Raw genomic sequence first — 22,916 nt, forward strand, 5'->3', positions numbered from 1 at the left:
CGCTTGCGCGCGATGGGTGCCCGCGGCAAGACCCCATCGCGCGCAAGCGCGCTCCTACAAGGGCGCGGTAGCGCCCCCGACATCAACCGTTGCGGTTGCTGCCGGAGAGAACGTCGACCCACACGGCAAGCACCAGGATCACGCCCTTGATGATCATCTGCCACGAGTTGTCGACATCCATCAGCTGCATGCCGCTATCGAGGCTGGCCATGACAAGGGCACCGATCAGCGCGCCGTAGACCGTGCCGGAGCCGCCGCGCATGGAGGTGCCACCGATGAAACACGCGGAGATGGCGTCCAGCTCGCCGCCCGTGCCGGCGGAGGGCGAACCCGAACCGGTACGCGCCACCGTGATGATGCCGGCGAATGCACACATCAGCCCCATGATCGCGAACACGACCAGCTTTACCCGGTTGACGTTCACACCCGAAAGGCGGGTCGCCTCCATGTTGCCACCAACCGCATAGATGTGGCGGCCGAACACGGTCTGGGTAGAGACGTAAGTGAATACGGCCAACAGCGCCAGCAGGATCATCACCGGAATGGGAATGCCATTGGCGTCGTTCAACATGCGGATGAAGCCGAAGATGGCGGCACCGATGACCACCACCCGCACGATGTCGATCCACAAGGCGGCCTGCTGCAAGCCGAGCTTCGCGCGGCGCATGCGCCGACGGACGGTAATCCCGACCATGGCGAGGAAGATGACGCCACCTACCCACTGCGAAAGCCCGACCGGCACGAAGCCCTGGCCCAACTGGATCAGGTCATCCGGCGCCGGCGCAATGGTGGAGCTACCCGTGACGTAAAGGACGATGCCGCGGAACGCGAGCATGCCACCCAGGCCCACGATGAACGAGGGCACGCGCATCTTGGTGACCACGAAGCCGTTGAACGCGCCGATCAGCATACCGAGTACCAGCACCGCGCCGATCGATGGCCATGTGCCCCAGCCCATGTTCACGGTGAGGATGGCGACGACGCCGCCCAGCAAGCCGAGCTGCGAGCCAATCGACAGATCGATCTCGCCGGCGATGATGATGAACACCATGCCACAGGCAAGCATGCCGGTGATGGCCATCTGCCGGAACAGATTGGAAAGGTTGTTCGGGGTAATAAAGGCCTGGTCGGTCTTCACATGGAAGAACACCCAGATCACGGCGACGGCGATGAGCAACGCCAGGATCTTGTAACGGACGAACAGTTGCTGGACTTTCTGGGACTGCATGGAAAGGCTTCCCTGGTAACGCGTGAATAAGGGTTTGGATCAGGCCGCGTGCGCGGGCCCCTCGGCGGCATGGGAAATCGCCGCGGCAAGGACCTGCTCCTGGGTCAGGCCGACGTTCTTGAAATCGCCGCGCAGCTTACCCTCGCCGACAACGAGGACGCGGTCACTCACGCCCAGCACCTCGGGCATTTCCGAGGAGACCATGATGATGGCCACACCCTTGGCGGCGAGCTCGAACATCAGCGTGTAGATGTCGTACTTGGAGCCGACGTCAACGCCGCGCGTCGGCTCGTCGAGGATCAGCACCTTGGGGTTCGGCAGCAGCATCTTGGTGAGCACTGCCTTCTGCTGGTTTCCGCCGGACAAACCCTGGATGGCGAGTTCCGGGCTAGCGGTTTTCACGCGAAGGCGCTTGATCTCGGTATCGACCACGGCCATCTCGGCCTGGCGGTCGATCTGCCCTGCATGGGCGTAGTGCGACAGCGTGGCGAGCGTGATGTTGTCACCCACCCCGAGCAGCGGCACGATGCCCTGGCGCTTGCGATCTTCCGGGACCAGTGAGAGTCCTGCCTTGATCGCCTGCTCAGGGTTCTTCACCTTGATCGGTTTTCCCTCGAGGAACAGCTCTGCCTCCGAGCGGCCGGGGTATGCGCCAAAGATGGCGGAAACCAGCTCGGTGCGACCCGCGCCCACGAGGCCCGCGATACCGACGATCTCACCACGGCGCACCTGGAACGAAATATCGTCCACGCGCTTACGGTTCGGATTAGCCACGTCCCAACAGGTGACGTGCCTCGCCTCGAAGATGACCTCACCGATCTCGTGGTCCATCTTCGGGAAGAGGTTCTCGATCTCGCGACCCACCATGGCGGTGATGATGCTGTGCGTCGTCATCTCGCTCATCGGCTTGGTGACGATGTGTTTGCCATCACGAATCACGGTAACGGTATCGCATACGCGAGCGACTTCATCGAGCTTGTGCGAGATATAGACGCAGGCCACGCCATCGCGTTTGAGGTCTTCGATGATGGACAGCAGCGTATCGGTCTCGGACGAGGTCAGCGATGACGAAGGTTCGTCGAGAATCAGCAGGCGTGCGTTCTTTACCAACGCCTTCGCGATCTCGAACAGCTGCTGGTAGCCGCCACCATAGTTCATGACCGGGGCCGCGACGTTCACATCCTTGAGTTTCAGCCGGGCCAGAAGCGCATCAGCCTTGGCGTACATGGCGTCGTAATCCATGAGCCCGCCGAACTTGCGGATCTCGTTGCCGAGGAAGATGTTCTCAGCCACGGAGAGTTGCGGTACCAGCATCAACTCCTGGTGGATGATGACGATGCCGGCGTCTTCGCTGTCACGCACCGAGTGCGCCTTCAGTGGCTTGCCGTCGAATTCGATTTCCCCTTCCCAGGTGCCGTAGGGGTAGACACCGGAAAGGACTTTCATGAGCGTGGACTTGCCGGCACCATTTTCGCCACACAGGCCCACGCATTCACCTGGCCGCACGGCCAGGTTGATGCCATTGAGCGCGCGCACGCCAGAGAACTCCTTGACGATGTTGCGCATCTCGAACAGGTATTCGCTCACCTTGGAACCTTCTTCAACTGAGGCACGGTGGGCGCGCTTGCGCGCCATCGCGCGCAAGCGCGCTCCTACAGAAGACCGGGGCAGACCCTTGTAGGAGCGCGCTTGCGCGCGATGGCACGAAGCATGCCCCCACAAGGATACCGAACGCTTAGTTACCCACCTGCGCCTGCGTGTAGAAGCCATCCTTCACCACCAGGTCGACGTTCTGCTTGGTGAGCAGGGTCGGGGTGAGCAGGATGGTATCGACATCCTTCTTGCCGTTGTTCAGCTTCGAAGTGAACGTGGGCGCCTGACCCTTGGCGAACTGTACGGCCAGGTTGGCGGCGTCGGTGGCGATGGTCTTGATCGGCTTGTACACCGTCATGGCCTGCGTGCCGGCCTTGATGCGCTTGACGGCGGCGAGATCGGCATCCTGGCCCGACACGGCGACCTTGCCGGCGAGCTTCTGGCCGTTCAACGCGGCGATGGCGCCACCCGCGGTACCGTCGTTCGAGGCGACGATGCCCTGGATGTTGTTCTTGTTGGCGGTCAGCGCGTTCTCGATGATGGACTGCGCATTCGAGGCCAGCCACTCGTTGGTCCACTGCTGGCCAACAATCTTGATGGCACCACTCTTCACCAGTGGATCCAGCACCTTCATCTGGCCTTCGCGCAGGATCTTGGCATTGTTATCGGTGGGTGCACCGCCAAGCAGGAAGAAATTACCCTTGCCACCGGTGGCATCGACCACACCCTTCGCCTGCATCTCGCCGACCTTTTCGTTATCGAACGAGATATAGGCATCGACATCGGCGTTGAGGATCAATCGGTCGTACGAGATGACCTTGATACCCGCTTTCTTCGCTTCGGCCACCACCGTGGTGAGGGTCTTGGCGTTGAACGGCACAATGACGATCACATCGACCTTGCGCGAAATCAGGTTCTCAATCTGCTGGATCTGCTTCTGCTCGTTCGCATCGGCGGATTGCACCGAAACGGTGCCACCCTTGGCCTCGACCGCCGCCTTGAAGTAATCACGGTCGCGGGTCCAGCGTTCGACGCGCAAATCGTCGATGGAGAAGCCGATGACGGGCTTGTCCTTGCTTGCGTGTGCCTGCGGGGCAAAGACGCCGGCCGCCACCATCGATACGGCCAACAACGTGTGTAGGGCCTTCTGCTTCATGCTGTTCTCCATCTTTTTATGGAATCGCCCTTTCAGGACGGGCGAAAAGCGTCGCCGCGGGCGGCGTCGGTATAAAGCGGTTTCAGTTGCTCGTACGAGCGGCGGAACAAAGGGTGGCGCGTTTGCAGGAAATAAGCATGACGCGCTGCATCGGGCTCGCGTACGGCAGTTTCAGGCGGCATGGGGCAAACCTCGTCCAACGAGGCACCCGGTTCCACCGCCAGGCGGGCCAGCCGCGCCGCGCCCAGCGCTGGGCCCACCTCGCCGCCGGCACGCAGCACGAGTGGCTTGCCGAGGATATCGGCCAGCATCTGGGTCCAGTAATGGCTACGCGAACCGCCGCCAATCACGGTGATGTCCTCTGACACCAGACCGGTGCCCTCCACCGCGAGCAGGCCATCGAGCAGGCCGAGCCCTACGCCCTCGAGCGTGGCATGGGCAAGATCGGTGCGCTCGGTATCCGGCCCCAGATGGGTGAACGAACCACGCGCATGGGGATTGTTGTGCGGCGTCCGCTCGCCCGTGAGGTACGGCAGGAATAACGGGCCATCTTTCTTCCAACCGGCATATTCCGCATCGGCCAGCAGAGCAGCCACATCGGGATAGCCGGTGAGGCGGGCGGTGAAATCAAGGCAACTCGCCGCGTTCAGCATCACCGACATGAGGTGCCAGGTATCTGGCAGCGCATGGCAAAAGCTGTGTACCGCCGTCTCGGGGCTGGCCCGGAAACCATCGGAAACCGCGAAGTACACGCCCGACGTACCCAGCGAGAGCATGGCCTGGCCGTGACGCACGATGCCGACACCGACGGCGCCAGCGGCGTTGTCGCCGCCGCCCGCGGCCACGGGCACCGTATGCATGCCCCAACGCTCGGCCAGTTCCTTGCGCAAACGCCCCGCCGGCTGGCTGCCTTCGAACACCTGGGGCATATGCGAGCGATCCAGGCCGGTCGCGGCCAGCATCGCATCGCTCCACTGTCGCTTGCGCACATCGAGCCACAGCGTGCCCGCCGCGTCGGACGCATCGGTCATGTACTCGCCGGTGAGCTTCAGCCGGAGGTAATCCTTGGGCAGGAGCACCTTCGCCACACGGGCGAAGATCTCCGGTTCATGCTTGCGGACCCAGGCCAGCTTGGGCGCGGTGAAGCCCGGCATGGCCAGGTTGCCGGTGACCTCGCGAAAGCCCGGGACCTTTTCCAGCTCGGCGCATTCGATATCCGAACGGCCGTCGTTCCAGAGGATGGCCGGCCGCAGGATCTGATCCGACTTATCGAGCAGCGTAGCGCCGTGCATCTGGCCGGAGAGCCCGATGGCCGCGACACGGCGGCCATCCGTGCCTTGCAGCACCTCGCCTACGGCCGCTTCCGTCGCGGACCACCAGGTCGCAGGATCCTGCTCGGACCAGCGCGGCTTCGGGTGCGAAACGGTCAGCGGGCTGGACGCGCTGGCGCATACAGCGCCCGTCTCGTCGATCAGGACGGCTTTGACCGAGGACGTGCCAAGGTCAATGCCGAGGTACAGGCGTGCGCTTGCTTCCATGTCGTGGTTCATATCACCCGTAGATATAACGGTTAACGATATTTTCGAGCAACTCCTGCTGCCCTGAGACGTGCTTTGGGTGCAGGTCGCGCTTGAGCGCTTCGTCACTCAGCGAGGCGAGCGTGAAGCCGCCATTGAGGATCTTCGTACCAAAGTCGGCATCCCACCCGGCGTAACGCTTCGCCTTCAGCTCGGCGAGGGTGTCCTTCTCGATCATCTTCACCGCGCGCTCGAGGCTCAGCGCCAGGGTATCAATGGCGCCAATATGGCCATGGAACAGATCGGCGGCGTCATGACTCTGGCGGCGCACCTTGGTATCGAAGTTGAAGCCGCCCGTGGTGAAACCGCCCGCCTTGAGGATCTCGTAAGTGACCAGGGTCATTTCTTCCACGCTGTTCGGGAACTGGTCGGTATCCCAGCCGTTCTGCGGATCGCCGCGGTTGGCATCGATGGAACCGAACACGCCCAGGGCGATCGAGGTGGCTACTTCGTGCTGGAAGGAATGGCCGGCCAGGGTCGCGTGGTTAGCCTCAAGATTGGTCTTCACTTCATTCTCAAGACCGTACGCCTTGAGGAAGCTGTAGACCGTGGCCGAGTCGTAGTCGTACTGGTGCTTGGTCGGCTCCTGCGGCTTGGGCTCGATCAGGATCGTGCCCTTGAATCCGAGCTTGTGCTTGTGCTCAACCACCATCTGGAAGAAGCGACCCAACTGTTCCCGTTCGCGCTTCAGATCCGTGTTGAGCAAGGTGTCGTAGCCCTCGCGGCCGCCCCACAGCACGTAATTCGCGCCGCCCAGGCGGTGGGTCGCTTCCATAGCGTGGCGCACCTGCGTGGCCGCGTACGCGAAGACTTCCGGCTGGGGATTGGTTGCCGCACCCGCGGCGTAGCGGGGGTTGCTGAATACGTTGGCCGTACCCCAGAGCAGCTTCACGCCGGTCTCGGCCTGCTTCTGCTCGAGCACGTCGACCATGGCGGCGAAGTTATTCCGGTAATCGGCCAGGCTGTTGCCTTCCGGCGCCACGTCAGTGTCGTGGAACGTGTAGTACGGCGTGCCCAGCCGGGTGAAGAAATCGAACGCCGCATCAGCCTTCTCACGCGCCCTGGCCATCGGATCGCCCGGCTGCTGCCACGGACGCTCGAACGTGCCCGCGCCGAACACATCCGAACCCGGCCACACGAAGGTATGCCAGTAGCAAACGGCCAGGCGAAGGTGTTCGGCCATGGTCTTGCCCAGCAACTTGCGGTTCGCGTCGTAGTGGTGGAACGCCAGCGGGTTGTCGGACCCCGTGCCCTCGAAGGCAATGTTCGGGATGTTGGAGAAGTACGACATAACAATTCCTTGACAAACATAGGGACGAATCCTACCGATGCTCGCCATCGGCGCGCTTTGACGCAATTGCGATTTCCAGCGCCCCACCCAGCCTTTTTCCTGCCGCGTTGCGTCATGGCCTAACGCCGCGTTCCCTGCTACTTTTCTTGGTCATGGCACCGCATCGCATCGCACTGCTGTTCAACGCCAACAAGGTGTACGACCGTCAGGTCATCGCCGGCATTGGGCATTACCTCAACAGCACCCGCGTCGAGTGGGATCTCTTCCTCGAAGAGGATTTCCGCAGCCGCATGCGTGACATCCACCAGTTCAAGGGGGATGGCGTCATCGCCGATTTTGACGATCCTGAGGCCGAGGAGGCGCTGCGCGAATTGCATATTCCTGTCGTGGCGGTCGGCGGTTCGTACCACGACCCGGCGGACTACCCCGCTGGCGTGCCTTATATCGCCACCGACAACGCCCGTCTGGTCCGTCTTGCCTACGACCACCTCATCGAGCAGGGCCTGTCGCGCTTTGCCCTTTATGCCATTCCCACGACCGCGGGAAGCCGTTGGGCGCAGGAACGCGAACACGCGTTCCGCAGCATCGTGACCACGGAGAACGTGGAAGGCATCGTGTACGAGGGCTCGCCCACCAGCGCGGGTGGCTGGGGCGAGGCCGTGGAGCATCTGGTGGAATGGCTGGCAGGGCTGCCCAAACCCATCGGCATCATTGCCGTGACCGATGCCCGTGCCCGCCAGTTGCTGCAGGCCTGCGTGATCGGTGGCATCGCCGTGCCCGAACAGGTGGCGATCGTGGGTATCGATAACGATCCGATGGCCCAGTTGCTCAATCGCATCCCGCTTACGTCGGTGATCCAGGGCGCGGAAGAAATGGGCCGCACCGCGGCGCACGTGTTGCATCAGATGCTGCGCGGCATGGACTGCTCGAGCACCCGTGTGATCGTGCCGCCCGTCGGCATCAACGTACAGGTCTCCAGCCGTTTCCAGCCCATGCGCAGCCCGCACGTCATGCGCGCCAGCCATTACATCCGCCAGTACGGCTGCCTGGGCATCAAGACCGAGCAGGTGGCGGATTATGTCGGCGTATCGCGCACCGTGCTCGAAGAGCACTTCAAGCGCGAGCTGAAGCAGACCGTGCACCAGGCCATCCTGAAGCATAAGCTCGACACCGCGTGCGACCTTATCGTGCATGGCGATACCACGCTTGCGGACATCGCGATCCGTTGCGGCTTCACCTCGCTTCAATACATGTATGCGGTCTTCCGTCGTGAATACGACTGCACGCCGCGTCAGTACCTCGAAACCCACCGAAAAACCGCCGAGACCTGATCACGGCTGGCACGGAACGTCCCCTTAGATGCCTATCTCCGAACCCACCGCCTGGGGCCAACTGCCCGACGGACGCCCCCTCCATCGCTGGACACTACGCAATGCGCGGGGTGCCCGCATCGATATCAGTGACCTCGGCGCCACCCTGCTTTCGTGGCAGGCGCACGATCGCCAGGGCGTGATGGGCGAGGTGCTGCTCGGCCACCCGGATGCGGCGCATTACCTTGCGGCCAACGCGTTCATGGGCGGCATCGTGGGACGCTGGGCCAACCGTATCCGCCGCGGCCGCTTCACGCTCGACGGCATTGCATACAAGGTGGATCGCAACGATGGGGGTAACCACCTGCATGGTGGCCACGATGGTTTCCACGCCCGCCGCTGGGGCGTCGACCGGGATGGCGATGCGCTGCTGTTAAACCTGGTGTCCCCCGAAGGCGATGGCGGCTTCCCTGGCGAGGTGCGCGTGCAGCTGCGCGTGGCGCTGAGCGACGACGGGACCCTCAATCTTCGCTACGAGGCGACGACCGATGCGCCCACCCCGCTCAGCCTGACCGCACATCCCTATTTCAATCTTAATGATCGCCGGCCGGACATTCGCGACCATGTGATCCGTATCGATGCAGATGAGTTCTTCGCCGCGGACGCCGAGGCCATCCCCACCGGCCGCCAGCATGTATCGGGGACTGCATTCGATTTCCGTGAGGCCGCACCGATCGGCTCGCGCCTGCACTGGCCGGATCCGCAATTGCGCCTGGCCGGGGGCTTTGATCACTGCTACCTGCCGCATGGGCCGGTGGGTGGCACGCCCCGCGTCGTAGCCGTGGTAACGGAACCCTCGAGCGGGCGGCGTCTCACCGTGGAGACGGACCGGCCCGGGCTGCAGTTCTACAGCGGCCAGAAGCTGGCTGGGCAGGCCAATCGCGAGGGACACCCGTACGGCGCCTTCGCCGGCTTCGCCCTGGAGGCCGAAGCCTTCCCCGACCAGGTCAACATGCCCGAGGCCGAAGGCGCGATCCTGAGGCCCGGCACCACCTACCACCAAACCACCCGCTACCGCCTGGATACCCTGTAGGAGCGCGCTTGCGCGCGATTTGGGGCTTGCGGCGAGCCCCCCATCGCGCGCAAGCGCGTTCCTACAAGGGTTTGCTAAAATAGGGGGATGTCTCTTATCCAGATCCTTGGCCTCGACTACAGCGTCGGCGGCCCCCTCCTGCTTGAACAGGTCGATCTCTCACTCGACCTGGGCGAGCGCGTCTGTATCGTCGGCCGCAACGGCGCCGGCAAATCCACCTTGATGAAGCTCATCGCCGGCGAGCTCAAGCCGGATGACGGCGAAATCCGCCTGCAGGGCGGCACGCGCGTGGCGCGGCTTACCCAGGAAGTGCCGCAGGACACCGCCGGCACCGTGTTCGACGTCGTCGCCGAAGGCCTTGGCGAGCTAGGCCACCTGCTGGCCCGCTACCATCACCTGCTCGATGAAGGTGACATGGATGGCCTGGGCGAGGTGCAGTCGCAGATCGAGGCGCACAACGCGTGGGACCTCGATGCCCGCGTGGAAAACATCATCGAGCGGCTGGAGTTGCCCGGGCATACCGATTTCGCCGACCTTTCCGGCGGCATGAAGCGCCGTGTGCTGCTGGGCCAGGCCCTCGTGCGCGACCCGAACCTGCTGCTGCTCGACGAACCCACCAACCACCTCGATATCGAGGCGATCGCGTGGCTCGAAGGCTTCCTGAAGAGCTTCACCGGCGCCATCGTCTTCATCACCCACGATCGCAGCTTCCTGCGTGCGCTGGCGACCCGCATCGTCGAGATCGACCGTGGCCAGGTGTCGAGCTGGCCGGGCGATTACGACAATTACCTGCGTCGCCGCGAAGAGCGCCTGCATGCGGAATCGCTGGCCAATGCGCATTTCGACCGCAAGCTGGCCCAGGAAGAAGTCTGGATCCGCCAGGGCATCAAGGCGCGCCGCACCCGTAACGAAGGCCGCGTTCGCGCACTGAAGGCGATGCGTAACGAGCGTTCCGAGCGCCGCGAGGGCACGGGTAACGCGAAGATGACCATGGCCAACGCGCAGGCCTCTGGTCGCAAGGTCATCGATACCAAGCACGTGACCCAGGCCTACGACGGCCGCACGCTGATCGGCGACTTCTCCACGACGATCATGCGCGGCGACCGCGTGGGCATCATGGGCCCGAACGGCGCCGGCAAATCCACGCTGCTCAAGATCATGCTCGGCCAGCTGGCCCCGCAGGAAGGCACCGTGGTGCTTGGCACCGGCCTGGAGATCGCTTACTTCGACCAGCACCGCATCGCGCTGGATGATCGTCTGAACGCGCTGGATAACGTGGCCGAAGGCCGCGAATACATCGAGCTGAACGGGCAGCGCAAGCACATCATCGGCTACCTGCAGGATTTCCTGTTCTCGCCTGAGCGTGCCCGCGCACCGATCACGCGCCTTTCCGGCGGTGAACGTAACCGCCTGCTGCTGGCCAAGCTGTTCGCCCAACCCTCCAACCTGCTGGTGATGGACGAGCCGACCAACGATCTCGATGTCGAGACGCTGGAACTGCTCGAAGAACTCCTCGGCGAATACAGCGGTACGTTGCTGCTGGTCTCGCACGATCGTGACTTCATCGACAACGTCGTCACCAGCACCCTGGTGCTGGAAGGCGATGGCGAAATCGGTGACTACATTGGTGGTTACAGTGACTGGCTGAGGCAGAAGCCGATCGTCGCCGCTGCAAAGGCCGCGGCCGCCGCTACCGCCAAGCCGGCGGCCGTGAGCGCCCCGGTGGTGGCCCCCGTGGCTGCCGCCCCGGCGAAGAAGAAGCTCTCGTTCAAGGAACAGCGCGAGCTCGAAATGCTGCCCGCGAAGCTCGAAGAGCTGGAAACCGCGATCGCGAAACGCACCGAGGCGATGCACGATCCGAAGTATTACCAGCAGGACGCGGCCACGATCACCCGCGGCAACGATGAGCTGGCCAAGCTGCAGACCGAGCTCGATGCCGCGTTTGCGCGGTGGGAAGCACTGGAAGGCTGATCGCGCGCAAGCGCGCTCCTACCATAAGGCTGCGATAACCTCGATCGCGCGCAAGCGCGCTCCTACAAGGTTGCGATAACTTTGTAGGAGCGCGCTTGCGCGCGATGGGTCCGCCTCACCGCCGCTTACAGGCGAAACACTTCCACCACCCGCGCCAGCTCGGCGGCCTGGTCTTCGAGGCTCTTCGCCGCCGCGGCGGCCTCTTCCACCAGGGCCGAATTCTGCTGGGTGGAGTCATCCATGCGCGATACGGCGTGGTTGATCTGGCCGATCTGCTCGGATTGTTCGGCGGATGCACGGCTGATGTCGCCCATCAGGTTCGCGACGTCACGAATGCGACCGATCACGGCCTGCATGTTGTGGCCCGCTTCGGTCACCAGGCCATGGCCGGCATCCACCTGCGTGACCGACTCCGTGATCAGCGCGGCAATTTCCTTTGCGGCCGTCGCACTGCGCTGGGCAAGGTTACGCACCTCCTCAGCCACCACCGCGAAGCCCTTACCCTGCTCGCCAGCACGCGCCGCTTCCACGGCGGCGTTCAACGCCAGGATATTGGTCTGGAAGGCGATGCCGTTGATGATGCCGATGACATCGGCGATGCGCTGCGCCGATGCCTGGATTCCATTCATCGAGGCAACGGCTTCCGCCATCGCGCCGGCTTCCTGCTGCACGGCCACGCTCGCACCTTCGGCCAGGGCGCTCGCACGCGCCGCATTGCCGGCGTTATCGCGAACCGTGCGGGTCAACAGGTCCAGGCTCGCCGCGGTCATCTGCAGTTCGGCTGCCTGCCGCTCGGTGCGCATCGACAGATCGGTATTGCCCGCCGCGATTTCCGAGGTGCTGCTCGTCATGCTGCCGGTGGCGCGGCGCACGGATTGGGCGATCGTGCCGAGGCCATCGCCAATGCCGTCGATCGCATTCATCAGCTGGCCGATTTCATCGCCACGCGTCGATGCCAGGCGTGCCGTGAGGTCACCTTCAGCCAGGCGGCTAGCCGCCTGCACCGCGGACGACAACGGCCGGGTAATGCGCGCACGGATCGCGATGAAGAGCAGGACACAAAGTACGCCGATGATGACGAGGCTCGCGACGATCGCCACGTTACGCAGGTGGCGGACCGGTGCGTACAGCTCATCGGTATCCACGGTGCCCGCCACCATCCAGTGCCACGCCGGGTCGGTCGCGAATACCGCGAGGCGCTCCAGGTCATGGTCATTCACCGAGACGCGATAACGCGATTCGCCCGTACCGGCCTTCAGCATCGGGGCATACACCGGCTGACCATCCACGCCGAGCATCTTCAGGGCCGCGCCATCCGCCTTCGCCGCCGGATCCGCCAGCGCCGGATCGACGATGTACGAGCCGTAACGCTTGCCCGCACTGGCGTCGATCACTGAGTAGTGTCCGGTCTCACCGATGCGGATGGACGAGATCTGCTCGCGCAACTGGTCCATTTCCTTGCTGATTTCCACGCCCACGAACCAGACGCCGATGACGTTGCCCGTCGTGTCGCGAATGGGTTCGTACCGGGTGATGTACGGCTTATCGAACAACACCGCAGGGCCACTGTAGCCTTTGCCAGCGAGCAACAACGGGAATGCCGGATGGGCGTGGTCGATCGACGTGCCGACCGCGCGAGAGCCATCCTGCTTTTTCAGCGAGGTCGTAACGCGGATAAAGTCCTGGCCATCGCGCACGAACATGGTCGCCACGACGTGGGCGCGGTCGGAGAACTCGTCCACGACGGTGAAGTCGCCGTTGATCGGCTTGCCGCCGAGCAACATGGTCGGCACCGTGCGGTCCCCCATCTTCACGCGGTGCATCGTATCCGTACCAAGCTTGTCGGCCGGGAAGTACGTCTCGAATACCGCCAGGAAGCGGTCCGATTCGGCCAGCAACGCACCACTGAAGGTGTTCACCATGGCGATGATGGCGTGGTTGCCGCGGGCGAGGTCGGCGCGCGAGCGTGTCTCCAGCTCGCGTGAGACCACGGTCGTGACGAGCACGGTCAGCAGTGCAATGCCGAGGGAGACGATGGCCACGACCAGCAGCGTGAGCCGGGCGCCCACGCTGAGGCCGCGCCAGCGGGCGCGACGGAGAGTGTCTTTCATGGTGAACCTGCGGATGAAGGCGTTCAGGCCCGCAGAACGCAGGCCATGTAACACCGTTTTCGGCAAGGCTCGAGTTAGCTTTAGGCGCAGAGGGGCGTGAGACGCTGATCGCGCGCAAGCGCGCTCCTGCAGGGGCGGGAGCGCGCCATACACGACGCGGTGCCCCTGTAGGAGCGCGCTTGCGCGCGATGATCATCCATCAACCCGTGTTTTGCAGGCCTTGGGAAACCCCGTTCACACAGGCCACCAACGCATTGAGCAGCGCATCGTCCTTGCCCCCGGTGGCGCGCCAGCGCTTAAGCAAATCGACCTGGAGCAGGCTCATCGGGTCAACGTACGGATTACGCAGGCGGATCGAATTGGCCAGCCGGGGCTCGCGTTGCAACAGATCCTCAGCTCCCTTCAACTTCAGCACCCACCGCACCGTGCGCTCGAACTCCTCACGGATCTTCGGGAAAAAGCGCTCGTGCAGCGGCCCGGCCAGCTCCGAGAAGGCCTCGGCGATATCGATATCGGCCTTGGCCAGGACCATCTCCACGTCATCGAGCATGGTGGAGAAGAACGGCCACTCGTGGGCCATGCGCACCAGTACCTCCTCGCCGCAATCCTTCGCCACCGTCTCCAGCGCACTACCCAGGCCATACCAGCCGGTAAGCACCGCACGGCACTGCGTCCATGAGAACACCCACGGAATCGCGCGCAGGTCTTCCACGCCCTTCATGCTGCGCCGGCGCGCCGGCCGCGAACCCAGGGTCATGCGTTCGATCACGTCGATCGGCGTGGCGCCGCGGAAATAGTCGACGAAGCCATCCATGTCGACGAATGCACGGTACGCCTTGCGACTCTCGTCGGAGAGGCGAACCATCACGTCCTTCCAACCTGATTCGCGCACCTCGGCCACGCGCGGACGCAGTGAAGCGCGCATCACCGCGCCAAGCGTCTGCTCGAGGTTGCGCACGGCGAGCGCGCGAATGCCGTACTTGCGGTGGATCACCTCGCCCTGCTCGGTAACGCGTAGCACGCCGCCAACCGAACCGCGCGGCGACGCCATGAGGGCAGGCGTGATCCGCGAACCACCACGGCTGGCCGAACCACCGCGGCCATGGAAGAAAGCCACGCGGATGCCGGCCTTCGCCGCCACCTCGAGCAATTCCACCTGGGCGCGTTGCAGGCTCCACTTGGAGGCGACGGTGCCGCCATCCTTGCCGCTATCGGAGTAACCCAGCATCACCCACTGCCGGTCACCGCGCGCCTTCAAATGGGCGCGATACACCGGATCATCGAGCAGTGCCTGCAAGGTGGCCGGACCACCCTTCAGATCGTCGATCGTTTCGAACAGCGGAGCCACGTCGAGCGGCACCCGTCCGTCTTCGAGCAAGCCGCCACGGCGGGCCAGCGCCAGCACCGCGAGCACGTCGGCGGCGGTCTCCGCCATGCTGATGATGTACAGGCCCGTGGCCTCACTACCGTAGCGCTTGCGTCCATCCGCCAGCGTGGCGAATACCGCGCGCAACATACCTGCGGCATCGTGGTCGTCGCCCGCCACGAAGCTGCGCTCACCCGCGGCGTACGGACGCAACGTCTTTACCCGTGCGTCGGCATCGCGATCCGCCCAGCCTGCGTCGTCGAGCAAGGCACCGAGCGCTTCGTCATGCACGCGCGCATCCTGGCGCACATCCAGTCGTGCCAGGTGGAAACCAAACGTACGCGCGCGCCAAAGCAAGCGGCCTACGGCATAGGCACCGGCGTGGCGACCGCCGTGGGTGACCAGGCTCTTCTGCACCAGCGCGATATCGTCAATGAACTCGCTGGCTGACGCGTACGCATCGTCGCCTTCATGCAAGGTCGCCTCGAGGCGCGCGGCCACGAAGGTGAGGAACCCACGATACGGCATATCCGCGTGGCGCGGACGGATACGTGCCGCGGCATCGGGCAGACGCTCGCGGTACTCATCGAGACGACGGCTGAGCTTGTCGTCCAGGGTCACCCGATCCATCGTCTGGCTGAGCAACCGGCCGAGCTCGTGTACGCCGTGCACGTAGCGCTCGAGTACGAGCGCACGCTGTGCGGCGAGCGTAGCGGCGATGGTGTCGGCGTTGACGTTAGGGTTGCCATCCATGTCGCCGCCCACCCAGGTGGCGAAACGCAGGACACGCGGTACCGCGACGTCGTCGCCATAGTGCTCTGCGACGGCCAGTTCGAGGGCTTCGTAGAGGGCAGGCAGGACCCGGTAGATCGGGTGCGCGATATAGAAACCGACGTGATCGAACTCGTCCGATACGCTCGGCCGCACCGGCGAGGCCTCGGCGGTCTGCCAGCCGGCCGAGAGCGCCATCAGGATGCGCGCATCGTCATCACGTAGTTCCTGCGGCGTACGCGTGGGGTCGAACTCGTCCACGAGCGCGCGCACGATCTCCTGCTCTTTTTCCAGCAGCGAACGGCGCACCGCTTCGGTCGGGTGGGCGGTGAAGACCGGCTCCACATCGAGCCGGGAAAGCAGGGTCGTGAACTCTTCGCGAGTGACGCCCTCGGCCTTGAGCTGGCCCACCACGGCGGCCAGCGATTCCGGCTGCAGGCCGCCACCCTCGCGCTGGTAGTCTCGCCGCCGGCGGATACGGTGGACCCGCTCGGCCGTGTTTACGGCCTGGAAGTAGGTGGCGAAGGCCCGGGCCAGCGCCTCGGCATCGCTCGCACCCAGGCCGGTCAGGGTGCTGGCCAGCGCATCGACGGCTGCGCCGCTGCGGCGGCGGTGGATGGCCGCGGTGCGCACCGCCTCCACGCGTTCAAAGAAGGCCTGCCCGCCCTGTTCGGCCAGCATCTGGCCGACCAGGGCGCCGAGGCGGCGTACGTCCTCGCGCAGGGGGCCGTCGTGGGGGAGGAATTCGGGATCGCGTGCGGCTTCCATCAGTCTCTCTGCAGGGGGCGAACCCCCCCAGAGTACATAAATAATGTGTTTATCTGATCATCCGGATTCCGAGATATACTTTGGGACTGTTCTTGCCCGCCGAGGGGCGCTGCGACCGGAGGGGCTTGCCCCAAGGGCCAGGCTCGGCACGGCTTCCCGTAGAACGGCGCCCCCGTAACCATCCGGAGCTACGCCAATATGAACGCTGTCACCAAAGACAACGCCTCGCAGGACTTCAAGGTCCGCGATTACTCCCTTGCCGACCTCGGCCGCCGCCGCATCCGCATGGCCGAAGAGGAAATGCCGGGCCTGATGCAGATCCGCGCCCGCTACGTCGCCGAGAAGCCGCTGAAGGGCGTGCGCCTCTCCGGCTCGCTGCATGTCACCAAGGAAACCGCCGTGCTGGCGGAGACCCTGCGTGAGCTGGGCGCCTCGGTCCGCTGGGCTTCGTGCAACATCTTCTCGACCCAGGATGACGTCGCCGCCGCCCTGGCTGCCGGCGGCATGCCGGTGTTCGCCTGGAAGGGCGAGTCGCTGGAGGAATACTGGGACTGCACGCTCGACATGCTGACCCACCCGGGCGAGCTCGGTCCGCAGCTGATCGTGGACGATGGTGGCGACGCCACCCTGTTCATCCACAAGGGCGTTGAGCTTGAAGATGGCAGCGACTGGGTCAACACCCCGAGCGGCAACCACGAAGAGCAGGTCATCAAGGACCTGGTGAAGAAGACCGCCGCCGCGCGTCCGGGCTGGTTCAAGAAGATCGCCGCCGAGTGGAAGGGTGTGTCGGAAGAGACCACCACCGGCGTGCACCGCCTGTACCAGCTCGCCGAAGCCGGCAAGCTGCTGGTCCCGGCCATCAACGTCAACGACTCGGTCACCAAGTCGAAGTTCGACAACCTGTACGGCTGCCGCGAATCGCTGGCCGATGGCATCAAGCGCGCGACCGACCTGATGGTCGCCGGCAAGGTGGCCGTGGTCTGCGGCTACGGTGACGTGGGCAAGGGTTGCGCGCACTCGCTGAAGGGCTTCGGCGCTCGCGTGATCGTGACCGAAATCGATCCGATCAATGCCCTGCAGGCTGCGATGGAAGGTTTCCAGGTCACCACGATCGAAGAGACCCTCGGCCTCGGCGATATCTACGTGACCACCACGGGTAACAAGGACATCATCACGCTGGAACACATGGCGGCGATGAAGAACAACGCCCTGGTCTGCAACATCGGTCACTTCGATAACGAGATCCAGATCGATCGCCTGAACACGTCGAAGGACGCGACCCGCGAAAACATCAAGCCGCAGGTCGATCGCTACACGTTCGCCTCGACCGGTAACAGCATCTACATGCTGGCCGAAGGCCGCCTGGTGAACCTCGGTTGCGCCCATGGCCACCCGAGCTTCGTCATGTCGAACAGCTTCTCGAACCAGACCCTCGCCCAGCTCGACCTGTGGGCGAACAAGGACAAGTACGAGAACACCGTGTACCGCCTGCCGAAGAAGCTGGACGAAGAAGTCGCCCGCCTGCACCTCGCGCAGATCGGCGTGAAGCTCACCGTGCTGACCAAGGACCAGGCCGACTACATCGGCGTGCCGGTGGAAGGCCCGTACAAGCCGGATCATTACCGCTACTAAGCAGCGGTGAGTTGGCTGATATGAAGAGAGGCGCCTGCAAGGGCGCCTTTTTTTGCGCGTTATCGCGGTGTGTATCGCGCGCAAGCGCGCTCCTACATGCGCCTGCGCAGATCTTGTAGGAGCGCGCTTGCGCGCGATCAGCCTCCACGCGTGAGCGGTGACTGCTCGAACTCGACCGGCTTGCCACTCTCACCGCACAAATGCGCGCTGAACCCAGTAGTCACAACCTGCGCACCAAAGCGCAGCTCCACCTTCGACGCATCCACGCAGCGGCCGTTGTCGTAGACGTCGCCGGATACCCAGCGCAGCGACGCCCGTGCGCTCGCGCCGGGCTCAAGCCGCACTGGCACCACCACGGGCCCCGGGTGCATGCCGACCGGCCCTTTGCGTGCCGTCGGCAACGCCAGTCCCCTGGCGTCTTTCAACGCAACGGTTGGCTGGCCCGGCAACGTGCACGCCTTGCCGCTCTTGTTCGTGAGCACGAGGTAGATACCGGCATGCGACATGCCGTCGAAATCGCCGTCCGCGGTATCCGTACTTAGCGTGATCATCTCGGCGGTACACGGCGGGACGGCGGGCGTGAAGGCAGGCATGGGCGGGACTCCGGGGCGGGACGGTTGCGGATCATCTTGCCTGAACCGAGTGAATGGCCGATTAGCCATCTTTCCATCTGGATGGAAAGATATATACTCCAGGCATCGATCCCAGGTGCCCAACCATGCCCGCTGTCAGCTTCGAATTCTTCCCGCCCAAGACCGACGAACAGCGCGAGCAGCTCGACAAGGCGGTCGAACGGCTGAAGGGCCACGCCCCGGACTATGTCTCGGTCACCTTTGGCGCGGGCGGTTCGACGCTGAGCTACACCGGCGACACGGTCAGGCGCCTGCGTGCCCAGCACGGTCTTTCCGTCGCCCCGCACCTCTCGTGCATGGGCGGCACCCGGGATGAAATCCGTGCGCTGCTGGATGAGTACAAAGAGCGTGGTTGCCGGCGCATCGTCGCGCTCCGCGGCGACCTTCCTTCCGGCATGGCGACGCCCGGTGATTTCCGCTACGCCGCGGAGCTGGTCGCCTTCATCCGCGAGCACAGTGGCGACCACTTCCATATCGAGGTCGCGGCCTACCCGGAAACCCACCCCCAGGCGGAAAACGCGCTGCACGACCTGCGTCACTTCAAGGCCAAGTGCGACGCCGGCGCCAATGGCGCCATCACCCAGTACTTCTTCAACTCCGACGCCTATTTCCGCTTCGTCGATGACGTGACCCGGCTCGGCGTGAACCTGCCGATCGTCCCCGGGATCATGCCCATCGCCAACTTCAGCCAGCTGCGCCGGTTCTCCGAGCAGTGCGGCGCAGAAATCCCCCGCTGGATCGTGAAGCGCATGCAGGCCCATGGCGACGACGCCGCGGCGGTACGCGAGCTCGGCGCGGATGTCGTGGCGGAACTGTGCCGCCGGCTGCTCGACGGCGGCGCCCCCGGGCTGCACTTCTATACGATCAACCGTGCCCGGGCGACGACCTCGGTGCTTGAGCGCCTGGCGTGAACGTGTGATGGCAAACGTGCGCGCCGTCACCGCGCGCTAAGCTGTCCTCGCCGATGATGGCGGCCCGAGCCACCACGAACCCTTCCCGTGATCCGCGCCGCCCTCCTGCTCATCTCGCTGCTCCTGCTGTTCGCTGCCGGCCCCGCCGCTGCGCAAACCGACGTCCACCGCTGCGTGGGCAAGGACGGCACCCCCGTCTTCACCGACCAGCCCTGCACCAACCTGGGCGCGCGCTCCATTGCCCCGCCGGCAGCATCGAGCACAGCGGCCCCCGATGGCACGGCGCCTTCCACCGGCCTGCTCTGCGCCCAGGACATGGCGACACTACGGGTGGCCGTGGCCCAGGCCTTTAACCGGCGCGACGCCAACCGGATCGGCGGGCTGACCCTCTGGAGCGGCTACGGCAGCGACGGCGCGGTGAACAACATCCGCAGCCTCGACGCCACCGTCAAGCAGACCTTGCTCTCGCTGGAGGGCGACGAGGCCGATGGCATCGATGCAGTAACCCGCGTACCCGGTGGCGGCGAGGCCTCTCACCACGTGCATTTCGGCGTGGTCCGGGAATCGGGCTGCCTCTGGCTGCGGCCGCCGGCCTGATCTGGCATGGCGCGCCGCGCCATGTAGGCGGGGACGCTAGCCGTTATCATGAGCGGTCCCCACCGGAGCGCTCCCATGTCGCAGAACTACCCCGAATGGATCTGGCAGAACGGGCAGATCAAGCCCTGGGCTGAAGCCACGACCCACGTCATGTCCCACGCCCTTCACTACGGTTCCTCCGTGTTCGAAGGCATCCGCAGCTACGAGACACCGGATGGCGCGGCGATCTTCCGCCTCACCGACCACCTGAATCGTCTCTTCCTGTCGGCCAAGATCTACGACATGGAACTGCCGTACACCGTCGACGAGCTGGCCGAGGCCTGCCGCGCGGTGATCAAGAAGAACAACCAGCGCGCGTCTTACCTGCGCCCGGTGGCCTACCGTGGCCTGGGCGGCTTCGGCCTCTCCGCGGAGACCCCGATCGACGTGGCCGTCGCGACCTGGCCGATGGGTCCGTACCTCGGGCCCGAGGCGCTGCAGAACGGCATCGATGCGTGCGTGTCGAGCTGGCAGCGTTTCGCACCGAACACCATCCCGGCCGGCGCCAAGGCGGGTGGCAATTACCTTTCCGGCCAGCTGATCGCGCGTGAAGCGCGCCGCCTTGGCTTCGGCGAGGGCATCGCACTGGCCTCGACCGGCCTGCTCAGCGAAGGCGCGGGCGAGAATCTGTTCCTGGTGTTCGATGGCGTCCTGCACACCACGCCGGCCAGCGCCTCGATCCTCACCGGCATCACCCGCCACACCCTGATGACGCTGGCCCGCGAGGAAGGCATCGAGGTGGTCGAGCGCGACCTGCCGCGCGAATACCTGTACCTCGCTGACGAAATCCTGATGTGCGGCACCGCCGCCGAAGTCACCCCGATCCGCTCGGTGGATGGCAAGAAGGTCGGCACCGGCAAGGGCGGCCCGATCACCCGCCGCCTGCAGGACCTGTACTTCGGCCTGTTCAACGGCAAGACCCAGGACCGCTGGGGCTGGCTCGAGCCGGTCTGACCCCTTGTGCCCCTCCCCCGGCGCCGCGTTACGATGCGTGCGCCAGGGGAAAGCCAACCAGGACTGGCTAACAGGGGAGTCAACCAATGAAGCGTTCTTTCTTTGCCGCCGCGGCCATCGCGGTGGCGCTTTTCGTGAGCGGTTGTGCCAGCGTGCAAAAGGCCAGCGAGGCCGATAGCCAGCAAGCCAAGACGTTCACGCCCATGGCCAACAAGGCCGTGCTTTACATCTACCGCGATGAAACGTTCGGATCCGCCATCAAGATGCCGGTCTCCGTCGACGGTGTCATCGTCGGCGAAACGGGGCCGAAGTCGTTCCTGCAGCTGGCGGTGACGCCGGGCCACCACACCATCATGTCGCACACCGAGACCAACCCGACGCTCGATCTCGATGCAGAGGCGGGCAAGGCATACTACGTGTGGCAGGAAGTGAAGATGGGTATGTGGGCGGCGCGCAGCCTGCTGCACCGCGTTCCCAACAGCGAAGGCCAGGCTGGCGTCGGCAAGTGCGAACTGCTGCAAACTCTCGCACCCGCGTTGCGGATGAACAGCGCCGCAGCAACACCTGCACCGGCGCCGGCAATGCCTGCGGCTGAGCCCGAGACGAACGCTTCGCCGACCTCGGCGCCTGCGCCCGCCGTGGCCGCGGATCCCGCGATGGCCCCGGCTTCTGCTCCGGCTCCGGCCGTCGCATCGACGCCCGTGTCGGCGGCCGATGACGTTGCCGCCACCACGATCGCGCCACCGGCGTCGGGCGGCATCGCGGCGCTCGATGATCGCGTGAGCAAGCCGATGTTCAATGCCGCGCAGGACCTTGCTTCACGGCACCAGTGTGACCGCCTGCTGCGCGTGCGTGACGTCAATGGCGACGACGCGCATTTCTACAGCGCCTGCCCCGGCACGAGCACGCCTATTGAGATCGCGTGCCATGGTGCTGCGTGCAGTGAGGCGGCGCCGCACGGTTGAAAAACATCGCGCGCAAGCGCGCTCCTACAGGGACCCTTGTGGGAGCGCGCTTGCGCGCGATGCACTTACTGGCAGAACCCGTTCGGGTACGCAGACGACTTATACGCGTACAACCAGCTGGTCTTGCCGCCATCGTTGGCGATGTTCCAGTGGTTGCCGATCGAGCCGATCGCCTGGTTCAACACCTGTGAGCGCTGCAACACCGGCGTGGTGAAGTACTTGTCCGCATCCGCTTCCACGCGGAACGAAAGTTCGGCGAGTGTCGGCGTCGCCGCCCCGTTGACGTACCACAGGGTAAGCGTGAACTCGGCTATCGACTGACCCAGGTCCGACGTCGGACCATCGTATTCCTGCTGGGTCACCGAGACGCCAGCGACCTTCGACAAGGCGCTGCCCGAGATCGCCGAAAGCGCGGAGGCGCCGGGAAACTGCTTGATAAGATCCGCCACCGTCGCGGGCGTCGTAGTCGCATCCTGCTTGGTGGAGTGCGCAAGCACCAGGTTGCCTGGCGTCACATCGGTTTCCAGCTTGGTCTCCTTGTTCTTGCCCGCGCCCGACACATCCGTCCAGTAGGAAAGCTCTTCGTCCGGGTGACGGAACTTGAACTGGATGTCGTTGTGGTCGCCCGCACGCGTACGCACCGAATAACCAGCGCTCATCAGCTTGCAGGTGTGTGGCGTATCGATATAGGTAAGCGTGTCGCGATCGCCGGCACTGAAACCACCCGCGATGGTCTTATCGAAGCCCAGCGTCGAGAGACGCGCGGATACATCGCTCAACAGCGTAGCGGCCGCGCTCGATGGGTTGGACGCAAAACGCGACGGATCGATCAGGGCCTTGTACTCCTTGCTATCCACATACGCTGGCGAGTTGGCGTGCGCGGCGGCCGTGCCCAACAGCAGCGCGGCGGCAAGGAGGGAGGACAGCTTACGTTTCATCATGCGCGAAACC

At 64.5% G+C, this 22,916-nt stretch carries 17 protein-coding genes and 1 riboswitch; of the genes, 8 read left to right on the plus strand and 9 right to left on the minus strand.

The window, feature by feature from the left end; all coding sequences use genetic code 11:
- Window positions 1–82: 82 nt before the first annotated feature.
- The 5 genes from VGN46_RS11225 to xylA form a co-directional block, all read right to left on the minus strand.
- On the minus strand, window positions 83–1,228 hold the full coding sequence (locus VGN46_RS11225) for a sugar ABC transporter permease (RefSeq protein ID WP_331643765.1): 1,146 nt from the start codon (window positions 1,226–1,228) through the stop codon (window positions 83–85).
- A gap of 39 nt (window positions 1,229–1,267) precedes the next feature.
- A complete protein-coding gene (locus VGN46_RS11230; RefSeq protein ID WP_331643766.1) occupies window positions 1,268–2,815 on the minus strand; it encodes a xylose ABC transporter ATP-binding protein in 1,548 nt (515 codons plus the stop codon).
- Window positions 2,816–2,963: 148 nt separating this feature from the next.
- Entirely contained in the window at window positions 2,964–3,977 is a 1,014-nt protein-coding gene (gene xylF / locus VGN46_RS11235; protein ID WP_331643767.1) for a D-xylose ABC transporter substrate-binding protein, read from the minus strand.
- 32 nt (window positions 3,978–4,009) lie between these two features.
- Window positions 4,010–5,515 (minus strand): xylulokinase, encoded by a 1,506-nt coding sequence (xylB, locus tag VGN46_RS11240; protein WP_345786189.1) that lies wholly within the window; start codon window positions 5,513–5,515, stop codon window positions 4,010–4,012.
- A 13-nt stretch (window positions 5,516–5,528) separates the two neighbouring features.
- Complete coding sequence (gene xylA / locus VGN46_RS11245; protein ID WP_331643769.1) at window positions 5,529–6,845, minus strand: xylose isomerase; 1,317 nt, start codon at window positions 6,843–6,845, stop codon at window positions 5,529–5,531.
- Between the two features lie 152 nt (window positions 6,846–6,997).
- On the opposite strand from xylA, the gene VGN46_RS11250 reads away from it, so the two are divergent.
- From VGN46_RS11250 to VGN46_RS11260, 3 genes are all read left to right on the plus strand, one after another.
- Window positions 6,998–8,176, plus strand: a complete 1,179-nt coding sequence (locus VGN46_RS11250) for a DNA-binding transcriptional regulator (RefSeq protein ID WP_331643770.1) — start codon at window positions 6,998–7,000, stop codon at window positions 8,174–8,176.
- Between the two features lie 28 nt (window positions 8,177–8,204).
- The gene (locus VGN46_RS11255; protein WP_331643771.1) at window positions 8,205–9,248 is read left to right on the plus strand and encodes an aldose epimerase family protein; all 1,044 of its coding nucleotides are present in this window, start codon (window positions 8,205–8,207) and stop codon (window positions 9,246–9,248) included.
- 87 nt (window positions 9,249–9,335) lie between these two features.
- The gene (locus tag VGN46_RS11260; RefSeq protein WP_331643772.1) at window positions 9,336–11,219 is read left to right on the plus strand and encodes an ATP-binding cassette domain-containing protein; all 1,884 of its coding nucleotides are present in this window, start codon (window positions 9,336–9,338) and stop codon (window positions 11,217–11,219) included.
- A 125-nt stretch (window positions 11,220–11,344) separates the two neighbouring features.
- On the opposite strand, the gene VGN46_RS11265 is transcribed toward VGN46_RS11260, so the two are convergent.
- Entirely contained in the window at window positions 11,345–13,330 is a 1,986-nt protein-coding gene (locus VGN46_RS11265) for a methyl-accepting chemotaxis protein (protein ID WP_331643773.1), read from the minus strand.
- Between the two features lie 199 nt (window positions 13,331–13,529).
- Window positions 13,530–16,235, minus strand: coding sequence for a phosphoenolpyruvate carboxylase (gene ppc / locus VGN46_RS11270; RefSeq protein WP_331643774.1), 2,706 nt, complete (start codon window positions 16,233–16,235; stop codon window positions 13,530–13,532).
- A 95-nt stretch (window positions 16,236–16,330) separates the two neighbouring features.
- A riboswitch (S-adenosyl-L-homocysteine riboswitch) is annotated at window positions 16,331–16,414 on the plus strand.
- Window positions 16,415–16,433: 19 nt separating this feature from the next.
- On the opposite strand from ppc, the gene ahcY reads away from it, so the two are divergent.
- A complete protein-coding gene (gene ahcY / locus VGN46_RS11275) occupies window positions 16,434–17,867 on the plus strand; it encodes an adenosylhomocysteinase (RefSeq protein WP_331643775.1) in 1,434 nt (477 codons plus the stop codon).
- A gap of 137 nt (window positions 17,868–18,004) precedes the next feature.
- On the opposite strand, the gene VGN46_RS11280 is transcribed toward ahcY, so the two are convergent.
- A complete protein-coding gene (locus VGN46_RS11280; RefSeq protein WP_331643776.1) occupies window positions 18,005–18,460 on the minus strand; it encodes a DUF4232 domain-containing protein in 456 nt (151 codons plus the stop codon).
- A 125-nt stretch (window positions 18,461–18,585) separates the two neighbouring features.
- On the opposite strand from VGN46_RS11280, the gene metF reads away from it, so the two are divergent.
- The 4 genes from metF to VGN46_RS11300 all read left to right on the plus strand — a co-directional run bounded on the left by metF (window position 18,586) and on the right by VGN46_RS11300 (window position 21,965).
- Window positions 18,586–19,410, plus strand: a complete 825-nt coding sequence (metF, locus tag VGN46_RS11285) for a methylenetetrahydrofolate reductase [NAD(P)H] (protein WP_331643777.1) — start codon at window positions 18,586–18,588, stop codon at window positions 19,408–19,410.
- 87 nt (window positions 19,411–19,497) lie between these two features.
- Window positions 19,498–20,007 carry a DUF4124 domain-containing protein gene (locus VGN46_RS11290; RefSeq protein WP_331643778.1) on the plus strand — a complete coding sequence of 170 codons (510 nt, stop codon included), beginning with the start codon at window positions 19,498–19,500 and terminating at the stop codon, window positions 20,005–20,007.
- A 75-nt stretch (window positions 20,008–20,082) separates the two neighbouring features.
- Complete coding sequence (locus VGN46_RS11295; RefSeq protein WP_331643779.1) at window positions 20,083–21,000, plus strand: branched-chain amino acid transaminase; 918 nt, start codon at window positions 20,083–20,085, stop codon at window positions 20,998–21,000.
- An 86-nt stretch (window positions 21,001–21,086) separates the two neighbouring features.
- Complete coding sequence (locus VGN46_RS11300) at window positions 21,087–21,965, plus strand: DUF2846 domain-containing protein (RefSeq protein ID WP_331643780.1); 879 nt, start codon at window positions 21,087–21,089, stop codon at window positions 21,963–21,965.
- 65 nt (window positions 21,966–22,030) lie between these two features.
- Here VGN46_RS11300 and VGN46_RS11305 read toward each other — a convergent pair whose 3' ends face one another.
- A complete protein-coding gene (locus tag VGN46_RS11305) occupies window positions 22,031–22,906 on the minus strand; it encodes a hypothetical protein (RefSeq protein WP_331643781.1) in 876 nt (291 codons plus the stop codon).
- Between the last annotated feature and the right edge of the window lie 10 nt (window positions 22,907–22,916).

Origin of the sequence: Luteibacter sp. (genome assembly GCF_036500425.1) — a bacterium.
In the GTDB taxonomy this organism is placed as follows: domain Bacteria; phylum Pseudomonadota; class Gammaproteobacteria; order Xanthomonadales; family Rhodanobacteraceae; genus Luteibacter.

What these genes read in the sequence shown, in the direction of transcription:
- VGN46_RS11225 (WP_331643765.1), bottom strand. Translation starts at nt 1,228, where the DNA reads ATGCAGTCCCAGAAAGTCCAGCAACTGTTCGTCCGTTACAAGATCCTG.
- xylF (WP_331643767.1), bottom strand. Translation starts at nt 3,977, where the DNA reads ATGAAGCAGAAGGCCCTACACACGTTGTTGGCCGTATCGATGGTGGCG.
- xylB (WP_345786189.1), bottom strand. Translation starts at nt 5,515, where the DNA reads ATGGAAGCAAGCGCACGCCTGTACCTCGGCATTGACCTTGGCACGTCC.
- xylA (WP_331643769.1), bottom strand. Translation starts at nt 6,845, where the DNA reads ATGTCGTACTTCTCCAACATCCCGAACATTGCCTTCGAGGGCACGGGG.
- VGN46_RS11250 (WP_331643770.1), top strand. Translation starts at nt 6,998, where the DNA reads ATGGCACCGCATCGCATCGCACTGCTGTTCAACGCCAACAAGGTGTAC.
- VGN46_RS11255 (WP_331643771.1), top strand. Translation starts at nt 8,205, where the DNA reads ATGCCTATCTCCGAACCCACCGCCTGGGGCCAACTGCCCGACGGACGC.
- VGN46_RS11260 (WP_331643772.1), top strand. Translation starts at nt 9,336, where the DNA reads ATGTCTCTTATCCAGATCCTTGGCCTCGACTACAGCGTCGGCGGCCCC.
- VGN46_RS11265 (WP_331643773.1), bottom strand. Translation starts at nt 13,330, where the DNA reads ATGAAAGACACTCTCCGTCGCGCCCGCTGGCGCGGCCTCAGCGTGGGC.
- ppc (WP_331643774.1), bottom strand. Translation starts at nt 16,235, where the DNA reads ATGGAAGCCGCACGCGATCCCGAATTCCTCCCCCACGACGGCCCCCTG.
- ahcY (WP_331643775.1), top strand. Translation starts at nt 16,434, where the DNA reads ATGAACGCTGTCACCAAAGACAACGCCTCGCAGGACTTCAAGGTCCGC.
- VGN46_RS11280 (WP_331643776.1), bottom strand. Translation starts at nt 18,460, where the DNA reads ATGCCTGCCTTCACGCCCGCCGTCCCGCCGTGTACCGCCGAGATGATC.
- metF (WP_331643777.1), top strand. Translation starts at nt 18,586, where the DNA reads ATGCCCGCTGTCAGCTTCGAATTCTTCCCGCCCAAGACCGACGAACAG.
- VGN46_RS11295 (WP_331643779.1), top strand. Translation starts at nt 20,083, where the DNA reads ATGTCGCAGAACTACCCCGAATGGATCTGGCAGAACGGGCAGATCAAG.
- VGN46_RS11300 (WP_331643780.1), top strand. Translation starts at nt 21,087, where the DNA reads ATGAAGCGTTCTTTCTTTGCCGCCGCGGCCATCGCGGTGGCGCTTTTC.
- VGN46_RS11305 (WP_331643781.1), bottom strand. Translation starts at nt 22,906, where the DNA reads ATGATGAAACGTAAGCTGTCCTCCCTCCTTGCCGCCGCGCTGCTGTTG.